Below are 10,018 nucleotides of genomic sequence, written 5' to 3'. Positions count from 1 at the left end.
CGTGTGTTCACGGCCCCTTTTTGATGCGCGGCCACTCGTGCGCGATCCAGCGGGCGATCTCCGACTCGTCCCGCTCGACCGCCCGCCGCTCGGGCTGTTGCAGGCTCCATCCGAGCCGGCCGGTCAGCAGCCGCCACACCGACGCCCTCGACAACACCACCCCCGTTGCCCGGGTGACGACCACGCCGACTCGTTCCAGGGTCCACAGGTCGGCCTCGAAACCATGAGCCTGGGCACCTTGCTCCAACGCGGCCCGGACCATCTCGACCTGGGTGTCGTCCAGCTTGGGTGGGCGTCCGGTGGCTGCCCGTCTCCGCAGGCCCGAAGCACCGTCTTGCTCCCACACCCGCCGCCAACGCCGCACACTCTCGGCACACACCCCCACCGCCCTCGCGATCTCCGCATTCGAGACGCCGCCCTCGAACAACTCGACTGCCCGAACACGACGCGCCTCCGCCAACTGAGGCCGCGACAAAGGAGGAAGGGAGGAGCCGGCAACCGAAGCGGACGGTTGATATGCCACCCCGACAGCCTCCCACCCACAGGGCCACCACACCCACCGAACTTACGAAAAGATCAGTAAGGCGGGTGTCGCTTCCCCACCCGGCCCGGCTCGAACGGGCCGGTCCCCTCCACAACGGGCCAGCCGGTGCTGCGGGTGGCTGCGGTGAATACGCGGGCAAGTCTCAGACTGGAGGCACGATGACATCGGGCTACCCCAGCAGCATCCGGCCGCGCCTTCGGCCTGAAACCCACAACGGCGATACCGACGGAGCACCCCGCGGCCTGAGAGACGCTCGAAAAGTTCATACCCGTCTGGGCCGTGTGAGCTACGGTCCTCTCGTGACGAGCTCGTATCAAAACTTGGACGGGTTAGACCCCGCCGGGCGAAGGGTCTCAGGCCGGTGCCCACACTGCGAACATCAGACAACGATGTTCGTTCCTGATCACAACCCTCTCGACATCTCCCCCTCGGCCAGCGAGAACAACCGGACCGCCCAGTTCCGGCTGACCCTTCGCTGCGATTGGTGCAACAAGGAAAGTCTGTACCTGCGACTCGTGAAGATCACCGCAACGCCGGCACCGGGCGGCGGCAGGCCAGAGTACGAAACGCTCGCTGTGAAGCAGCTCTGGCCCGAGCGCACTCCGAGGGAACTTGCGCCAGAAGCTCCCGCTGTGGTCCGAGAAGTCTTCGGGGAGGGAGCACTCGCTGAGGCAGCCGGCGCATATCGCCTCGCGGGCATCGGCTACCGGGCAACCGTGGAGCAAATCGTCAAGGACAAGGGCGCCTCCGGCTCCAATCTCAAGCAGCGAATCCTCGCTCTCTCCGAAATGGGCGTGTCACAAGACATCGTGGATGCCTTCCACGAAGCTCGATTCGTGGGGAATGATGCGGCGCACGATGCCTTGGCCTACTCGGCGGAAGAGATTGCGGACATAGCGGAACTCATCAATGAGGCTGTGCTCGTTCTCTACGTGCAACCGGCGCAGCGAGCCAGGATGGCCGCGCAACGCGCGGCACGACGCTCCGCCGCGAAGCAGACAAATCCGTTACTACGCGAATCCCACCAGGAGGTCGCAGCCTCCGCCGCAACACGTGTGGTGGGAGCCACGACTCTCAGCTTCACTCAAGATGACTCCGGTAGGTCCTGACGATCCATGATCTGCTTCGTCAGGTTCTCCAGATTCCCGGAGATACCAGTAGTACAGGGATACTTTTGCCTGCCCGTCGGCCACTTGCGCTGCCGGGATGCCGGGATGCCGGCGTTTGAACGGTTGGTCAGGCAGGTGCGCCACAGGTCATACACCCGCTATCCGAGCGGCGATGTGAAGCCCGCCGTAGAGAGCACTTCCGCGCGGGTCGCCCTCCGCGCCCGGCGGATGAAGCCCCTAACCGGCTATCTCCCGTCAGGGACCATCGACGGACAGGCGCCGACTTCCTAGAACGATCCACATCTACGATCAGCCACTTGCCTGTTCCGTCGAGTGCCTCCGAAAGCCATGCACGCAGGTTCGAATCACGCTTGGGGCGCTTCGCAGCAGCTCAGAGGAGCTTGGTGCCTCACGTAAACGGCGAGCACGAAGGCCGGACGCGTTCCTTCTACGTCCTGGCCTACGGTCGCCGCTATTCACATCATCGAGGTCGGCTGGTGCTCAGGGCGAGAGGAGTTCAGTGACTTCCTCGCTCAAGAACGGGCTGGGAACGCCGTGCCAAGTGATGGTGAGGGCGTCGCGTGCTCGGGTAGCGGCGACGAAAAGCATTGAACGGGCCTTGCGCAGCTCTCGCCGGTAGCGCGCAGGGTCTTCGGTGCGGTACCGGTCGATAGCCTCCATCCTTGGCACAAGGCGGTCGCTGGCGCCGACGATGACGAGGCGCTGGTATTCCAGTCCCTTGAAGCGGGGCATGGTGCCGACGTGGATGGCGCCATCGCCGCGGGGGCCGTCCGAGGTCAGCTGGGCGTAGCCGAGGCCGGCTTTGGTGGCGAGGTGGTAAATGACCTGGCTGACCTTGTCGCGGTCGGGGACTGCTACCCCGATGAGGCCGCGCATGTGGCGCTCGGTGCCGTCGTCCTGGGCGGCGAGTTCGTCACACCAGGTGCGCAAGGTGGCAGCGAGGCCGTCGAGTTCGTCCTCCCAGGTGGTGTATTCGTGCAGTTCGGGGACTGGGCCGTGGAGGACGGAGCGGTAGCCGGCGAGGGTGTCGGTGCCCTCGTCGAGATCGTCGTAGGTCTCGCCGGACATCACCGACAGGGCCTGGGCGAGGATTTCCTTGGTAGTGCGGTAGCTCAGGGAAAGGCGGGCGGAGCGGCCTCGCACGTTGATGCCGAGGGAGCCGAGGGAGACGTGATTGTCGTAGACGCGCTGGTGGGTGTCGCCGGCGATGAACATGTCATTGTCGCCGGGGGCGACCATCGCCCTGAGCATTTTCCAGTGTGCGGCGCGCAGATCTTGTGCCTCGTCCACGACGACGTGGCGGTAGCGGTGTTTGAGGTCGTGCGGTGATGCCTCGGCGTCGCGGTGGATGAGGTCGCGGCCGCCGACCTGTTCTTTGTATGCCTGGCGGGTTTGGATGCGGGCAGCACGTTCCATCTCATAGCGCGCGGCGCGTTCGGCGGCTTGGCCCCAGGTCTCGACGCCTTTGTCGTCGAGGCTGGCGGTGAAGCGGTCGAGGATGTTCCAGATGGCGGCGCGTTCGGGGCGGGTGAGCGGGTGCCCGCGGCCGACTCGACGGGTTTGGAAGTAGGCGGCGCGGGTGGTTACGGACTGGCCGAGAATGACCTGTTCCCACTCCTCGAGGAGAAACTCCGGCTCCCAGGAACCCTGCTGGCCGCATGCTTTCAGGACAGCGCGCAGCTCGTTCAGAGCCGTGCGGTCGTCGATGCGGCGCTTGTTGCGGCCGCTGAGCGCGTTCTCCGTGATGACCTTGTAGGCGAGTTCGTCGATGTGGGTGATATCGACGCGGGCCAGGAGAGCGGGATCGCCGACGAGGTCGCTGAGACGGGCGTGCAGGTCGGCAGCGAGGTTTTTCGTGAAGGTGGTCAGCAGGATGGGCTTGTCCCTGCCGGGCTTGAGCTGCTGCAGGAGGTGGTGGATGCGGTGCAGGGCGACAATGGTCTTCCCCGTGCCGGGACCGCCGGAGACCCGGGCAGGGCCGTTGTAGTCGCGGTTCACCAGACGCGCCTGGGTGGGGTGCAGGAATACCTTCCAGGCTTGGAAGTCCCCGGCTTCCAAAACCTTCTGCAGGGCGTCGTCGACGGTACTGACGGTGGTGCGAGCGAGGGCGGCGCCGAAGTCGGCGAGGTCGATGTGCTCCGGTGAGGCGACCGCGGCGGTGATCTCGGCGCGTACCTCTTCGGGGCTCATCCCTGCGGCCAGGCCATACAGGATGTCCTGGGAAAGCAAGGGTGCTCCGGCGACCAGACGGTCGAGATCGGCGGTGTCCGTGAGGGTGAGCGCGACGTCGATCAGCGGTTCAGCAACACCAAGTTCCCGCAGCAGCTGAGGGGAATGTGCCGCCAGCAGCGGAGGTGCCGCGACTACCGACCCGCCGTTCCCGGGGGAAGCCAGCCCGGGCAGTGCGGGAGGTTCGGTTTCCTCTGTACGGGCGGTGCCCGGTTCGGCGGGGACGAGTTGGATGCCGGCACGACGCAGGGCGCTTTCGCCGACGACCGAGAGGTCGACGAACTCGATCTCTCCGGAGACCCGGTTGATGGCGACGGAGAGCTGTTCATAGACGTCCCGGCGGTGCCGAACCGCGATGATCAGCCAGTTCTCGTCACCGTGCTCGTCGGTCCCAGTGCGGGTGAGCAAGGCACGGTAGGAGTCGTCGATCCTTGCGGAGAAGATGTGCGAGTCGCCCCTGAGGGCCTTGAGATGCAAGCCGTTGCTGTGCGGGTTCTCCCGGAAGCGGTGGGAGAAGTCGTAGAACTTGGCCTTCACCGAGCGATCGAGCTTGTAGAGCTCGTGTTCGGCCTTCTGGTAAAGGCTGAGGCGGACGGTCATCTGAGGGCGTCTTCCCGATGGTGGAGGGATCTACTTGAGGCTGCTTCAGCTGCCAGCGGGGGCGTCGGGGAGCAGGGCGAGCAGTTCGTCGAGGTGGGCGAGCCAGCCAGTGGCGCTGCGGATGGTCCAGCCAGCCTCTTGGTAGGCGCTGTTACGGCGATCGCTTTCCGGGCCAGGGCCCGCATGAGGTGCGCAGGAGACGACGGCGACCTTGGTGCTGTCCTGGTCCCAGGCGAAGTCGGCTTGCCAGCCACCGTCACCGAGCTCGTAGCCGAAGATGGGTGCTTTCTTGCCGCGGGCGGCGACTACGCGGGCGACATCGATCAGGTCGGCCTCGCTGTCCCGGTCGAGCAGAGGGATGATCTCTTCCTCCCAGGCGGGGTCGCGCAGCGCCACGGGCTGGTGAGTTTCCTCAGCGGAATCGGCGGCGAGCTCGACATCGGACGAGTCGCTGGGCTCGGGTGCTGGACCGCTGGCGGATTTCGGGCTGGGTGGGACGGACTGATCGGACGCTTTCGCAGTGCTGGAGGCGTCGAGGGCGCTGGGATATTGCCGGCTGAGCAATTCGAGAATGTCCTTGTCGCCCCGTGTGCGCAGGTGGGTAAGGACATCGTCCATCGTCGTGGCGTCGTCGAGACCGATACGCCGACCCAGAACGGGCGGCATGTCCTTTTCGAGGATCTGACCGGACAAGGCCATGAGCCGCAAGGCTCGCTGGGTGTCTGTGAGGTCGCGTTCGTCCTTCTCGGCCAGGCGCAGGGCTTTGAGGTGGCCGTCCTTGGCCGCCAGGAACACGTGGTCTCCCTCTCCTGCTTCGATGTGTTCGAGCAGGGTGCGCAGGGATCCGCAGGCAGGCTGGTTGCGCCAGACCAGCTGAGTGGTGCCGACTTCATGGGAGAGTTCCAGTCGGCCGCCGGGGACGAGGCCGAGGTGAGCGGCGAAGCCAGTGGGGATGGTGAAGCCGGAGCCGCGCAGGTGTTCGCCGTTGACGTCGAGCCGGTACCACCAGGCGCCCTGGCCGGTCTGGAAGCAGCGCCGGGTCTGCGCGACGTCACGTCGAGGCTGGTAGCCGGCGCCTGCGGGATCGTCGGAGACAGTCAGCCGGACCCAGCCTCGTTGGAAGCGGTCGTATTCCGGGGCTGCGAGGTAAGCGCGGACCGACTTTTCTGACACGTCGAACTGCGAGCAGAGCGAGGTGACGATGTCCTCGGTCTGGGCCTCGCCACCGGCGCTCTCGAGCTCCCGGTTGATCATTTCCCGGATACCGAGGTAAGGGGTGCCGCCCCATCGGCGCAGGCCATAAAGGTCGCGGTCGCGTCGCAGGAAACGGTCGTCGGTCTGGATCTGATTGCGCAAGCTGGCCAGGGCCGTGTTGTCGTCCAAGCGGCTGAGGAGGTCTTCCATCGACAGGGGGTGCCCCACCAGGGCCAGGACAGCTTCGGCCCGGTCGCTGATCGAGCGGCCCCAGGGCAGCAGGTGCCCGTCGATGATGCGGAAGCCCTTGATTGCCTGCAGCCAGGCATCAGCGTCGGCGTCTCGGATGCCGTGCTGGGCCAGCAGCTCCACAACCTCGGACCAGGCGGGCACAGATGTGGCGCAGCGTGCTGCGAGCCGGCTGCGTGTTTGTTCCAGGCGCTGGTCGAGATCGCCTTGCACCAGCCAACCGCTCGTCCAGGTGCGGTCAGGCAGTAGTGAGGCGATGACCTGCCACAGCGGTAGACCGAGAGCGGCGACGGGCTGTTCGTGCGCGGGGTGCAGGGAGCGAAGGCTCCTTTCGGTGGCCACCGGCCCGAGGTGGTCTTGGACGGCGAGGAGGTGGCTGAGGAAGGGCTGGCCGTCATCGGAGCGCAGCCACTGCTGGAGGTTCTTCTCCAGCTCGACCTGTATCTGCCGCGCGCGTTCGCGGCTGACTCCAAACTGGTCGCCGAGGCTCTCCAGCAACGTACGGTTCTGGCCGAAGGTGCGTCCGGCTGCGATGGCCACCTGTCGTTCGCCCCAGGTGCCGACCAGGGAAGCGAGTGTGTCGAGCGGTTGTGCTGCGAGGGCGGGCACCGCGGTGACGACGGGGGCGGATGTCCCGGGCGTCACAACGGCCGTCTGGTCTGCAGGGCTGGTGGCGGGGGTGTCGCTGTCGTGCCCGAGGTGCCGGGCCCATGCGCACAGCGTCTCTGCGGCAGTGCGGATGGCGGGAGGCGCATCGAGGGGGAGCAGACGCGCCAGCAGGGCCGTGAACGCGGCGACGTCCGTGTCGCGTTCGGCTCCGGTGTCCGGTGCCGCGGTGGCGGGTTTCGTCAGGTCGCGTCCGCCGGTGAAGAAGGGGCGGAGCAGGGGCAAGACGAGCTGTGGGAGAGTCTCCTCCCTGGCGGCGTGGGCAATGGTGACGGTCAGGTCAGTCTGCTGGCCTTCCGGGCAAAAGCACAGCTGGGGTAGTGCCGTGGCGAGCATCAGGTGCGGCCAGTGGGCCGAGAGCGCATGTGCAGCTCGCTGGGCGACCTCGGGTGCACTGGTGGTCGCGATGACGTCTCTCAGCGGTACGTCGTTCCACCAGGAGTCGGGCAGGCGGGCATCGTTCAGTACGAGCCCCAGCTGGTGCGGGTCGCCGAAGCGGAGAGCCGGCAGCAGGTCGGCAAGGACGTGGTGCCATGGCGGCTTGGGTTCGATCAGGCCAGTCACGTGAGGTTCCGCATCTCATACGTTCGATGGTGTTGGCATCGCGGGGGCCAACCGCCGGGGCGCGCTGCCTCGCGCCATGGGTGGCACGGTGCGAGGCCCGCAGCCTTGCTCAGACATGGACGGTGCGCCCTACTACCACTCCAGGGCGTCCAGCATGTCCTTGACGGGGTCATCGGTGGTGTCTGACGTCGGGGTGAGCGCATCGAGCACGAGCGAGCTCACGATGGCGACGAGGTCCCTGCTACCCCGGGTGTTGATCTCTGCCTGGAGGCAGTGCAGTCCGCCGTTGGCGTACTCCTCGAAGATCCTCAGCCGCTCGGCGAGCCGGTCGTCAGCGAGGATTTTTGCGTCCTCGGGCACTTCGGCTGCTGCGATCAGGTCGATGAGCACGTCGCCGTATTCACGGTTTTCCACCAGCGCGTACCGAATCATCTCCCCGGACTTCTCGAACGAGACGCGGCGTTCCTTTCGGCGGCCGAGCGAGGCGGCGAACAGCAGTGCCTCGTAGTTGGCGCGGAAGGGGCCGTCCTTGCCGGTGAGGAGAGACAGCAGCTGTTCGTGTTCGGCCGGACGGCGAAAGCGGATCTCGACGGCCATCAGACGGTCACCTCTTCCAGGACGGTGTGATTGAAGTCGCCGTGGGAGACGTAGGGGTAGGCACGGCCGTGGATGGCGATGGTGTCCTCGTCGGCGCCGGTGTTGGTGATGTAGGAGCGCAGCACGTACATCCGGGATGCCGCCGCTCCGAGGTGGTCCAGCACCATGCCACGGGACTGCGACTTCGACAGCAGGGTGACGATCTGCGAGGTGAGCTTAGGGAGGGATTCGGCGATGTCGTTCTGGTAGGCGACGTCGAGGTTTCCGAACGGGGCGTCCATGACGACCGGATACACTCCCCCGCCTCCTAGAACGGCGTCGGGTGTCCTCTGCTTGCGGTCGTGGGTCTCCTTGGCCAGTTCAGAGACGGCCCCTACGAATGACAGGCCCAGGATCTGGTTCTCGCCGGTACTGCGGGCGGCGGCGACACCGGCCGAGTGGTTGACCAGTTCCAACGCGAAGGCAGGGGTGAGGTTGGGAGTGAAGGGCTTTATGCAGATCCGCCCGAAGACGCTCTTGACCTTCTGGTCGAGCTGCTGGCGGACCTCCTCGGTCTTGACCGCCAGGATCCGTTCGAAGGCGGTGAGGACCTCGTCGACCAGGGCCACCTGCCGCTGGATCCGCTTGGACTCCTCGTCCTGCACCCGCGCGGAGTGGAACTGGCGCTTGACCTTCTCGATCTGCTCGTCCAGCTCAGTCAGCTGGGACTGCGCCTCCCGGTGCTGCTGCAGGGCGTCCAGACGCTTGCGGTCGAACTCCTTACGCCGCTCCTCCAGGCGCTGGACGTCCATCACATCGACACCCTCCAGCTCGCGGGCGATATCGCTCTCTTCGGCGTCGATCTGCCGGATCGAGGACTCGATCTCCTCGATGTCGGAGACGCACTCCCGCAGCTTCGCCAGCAGGTCCGCTCGTGCCAAGGTCAGGTCGGCTGCCTTGCCGCGTAGATACATCCAGCGGGTCTCGACATCGGCGAGCCCGGCGTTGTAGCGGCGTTCCTCCAGGGCCATCCGCGCCTGGGACCCCTCGGGCAGGTCGCGCCCGCACATGCACAGGCCGTCTTCGAGGAGGCCGTCGATGTAGTCGCGCTGGATACCCGCGGGCAGCTCCCGACGTTTGCGCATCCCTTCGGCGAGATCCAGGACCTGGTTGTCGATGCCGCCGGTGAAGGCAAGGAAGCTGCTCCGGGCCAGCAGGTCGCGCTTTTTCTCCTGGCGTTCGGCCCGCTTGGCCACCAGCTCGTCCAGGCGCACCTTCAGCTTGGCGCGCTGACGCTGCAGCGGCGCAGCCTTGCCGTTCGCGAGGAGCGCCTGATTGGCCGCCTCGACTTCACGCTCGTAACCACCGGCGGTCTCAGAGAGCTGCAGCAGCTGTTTGTGGACGTCGAGCTTGTGCTGCTCCAGCCGTTCCTGCTCGGCCATCAACGCCTGCAGGCGCCCGTCGCCCTTGCTGCCGATCTGTCGGCTGAGCTTGCGTGACGCGCTCGGCAGGTGGGTTGCGATGGCCCGCTCGATCTCCTCCAGCCCCATAAGGGTCTTGATCGCCTGCTTGACCTCATCCGTGCGGTCGCCGGTGAACATGCGCTCCATGCGCTCACCGTTGAAGAAGAAGAACTGCCGCAACCCTTCGGGAAGGATCTTTTGTATGCGGTCCTGGCCGTTGGTGACGGTGGTGCTGACGCCGTGCTCGGATTCGGTGACGATGAGCTTCGCCGTCAGCGCGACCTGTTCTTCGGTGTTCTTCGTCGCCGTGACGGTACGCAGCACGGTGAACAGCAGTCCATCGTGCTCGAATTCGACCTTTACCGAGGCGCTGACCACACCGCCGAAGGGGGTCTGCGTCCACGCGTGGTCGTTGATCACACGTTCCTGATGCTCGACATCGTCGGAGAAGGCGCCGTAGAGCGCCCACGTGAACGCGTTCAGGAGGGTGGTCTTCCCTGCGCCGTTCATGCCGAAGATGAGGATGGCCGGCTTGTCTGGAGTGACCTCGAGATCAAGCTGCTGGGTTCCATAGAAGACGCGGAAGTTGTCCAACGTGAGCTTGAGCAGTTTCACTTGGCCAGCTCCTTGGTGGCGCGGACGATCTCGTCCGTGAGCAGGGTCGGGTTCTTCACATGCAGGTGCTCACGCTCGAGCTGCCACACTTTCGCCACGAGCTTCCTGGCTTCCGGCGACAGGTCGTCCATGATGTCTTTCAAGCTTTCCGTCGTCCCCATGGTCTTTCTCCACACGTCGGGCTGTCT

General features: G+C 65.8%; 7 protein-coding genes. 1 reads left to right on the top strand and 6 read right to left on the bottom strand.

Features of this window, described 5'->3' with window-relative positions; genetic code table 11:
* Positions 1–7: 7 nt before the first annotated feature.
* Positions 8–523, bottom strand: a complete 516-nt coding sequence (locus ACIPM1_RS32420) for a winged helix-turn-helix domain-containing protein (RefSeq protein WP_402440737.1) — start codon at positions 521–523, stop codon at positions 8–10.
* A 410-nt stretch (positions 524–933) separates the two neighbouring features.
* Here ACIPM1_RS32420 and ACIPM1_RS32415 point away from each other — a divergent pair, with 410 nt between their 5' ends.
* Entirely contained in the window at positions 934–1,653 is a 720-nt protein-coding gene (locus ACIPM1_RS32415) for a DUF4145 domain-containing protein (RefSeq protein WP_402440736.1), read from the top strand.
* Positions 1,654–2,154: 501 nt separating this feature from the next.
* Here ACIPM1_RS32415 and ACIPM1_RS32410 read toward each other — a convergent pair.
* The 5 genes from ACIPM1_RS32410 to ACIPM1_RS32390 form a co-directional block, all read right to left on the bottom strand.
* Positions 2,155–4,503, bottom strand: coding sequence for a UvrD-helicase domain-containing protein (locus tag ACIPM1_RS32410; protein WP_402440734.1), 2,349 nt, complete (start codon positions 4,501–4,503; stop codon positions 2,155–2,157).
* Between the two features lie 45 nt (positions 4,504–4,548).
* Complete coding sequence (locus ACIPM1_RS32405; RefSeq protein ID WP_402440732.1) at positions 4,549–7,176, bottom strand: hypothetical protein; 2,628 nt, start codon at positions 7,174–7,176, stop codon at positions 4,549–4,551.
* Positions 7,177–7,308: 132 nt separating this feature from the next.
* Positions 7,309–7,773: a DNA phosphorothioation-associated protein 4 gene (locus ACIPM1_RS32400; protein ID WP_402440730.1), complete on the bottom strand. Its 465-nt coding sequence runs from the start codon at positions 7,771–7,773 to the stop codon at positions 7,309–7,311.
* Entirely contained in the window at positions 7,773–9,830 is a 2,058-nt protein-coding gene (locus tag ACIPM1_RS32395) for an AAA family ATPase (protein ID WP_402440728.1), read from the bottom strand. Before ACIPM1_RS32395 ends, ACIPM1_RS32400 begins: the two co-directional genes overlap by 1 nt.
* Positions 9,827–9,991 carry a hypothetical protein gene (locus ACIPM1_RS32390; RefSeq protein ID WP_019524112.1) on the bottom strand — a complete coding sequence of 55 codons (165 nt, stop codon included), beginning with the start codon at positions 9,989–9,991 and terminating at the stop codon, positions 9,827–9,829. The genes ACIPM1_RS32395 and ACIPM1_RS32390 overlap by 4 nt, the downstream gene beginning before the upstream one ends.
* Positions 9,992–10,018 lie beyond the last annotated feature (27 nt).

It is taken from the genome of Streptomyces sp. NPDC086766 (genome assembly GCF_044746005.1).
In the GTDB taxonomy this organism is placed as follows: Bacteria; Actinomycetota; Actinomycetes; order Streptomycetales; family Streptomycetaceae; genus Streptomyces.
The sequence above is the reverse complement of the archived record's forward strand: the minus strand, read 5'-3'. Positions and strand labels throughout refer to the sequence as shown.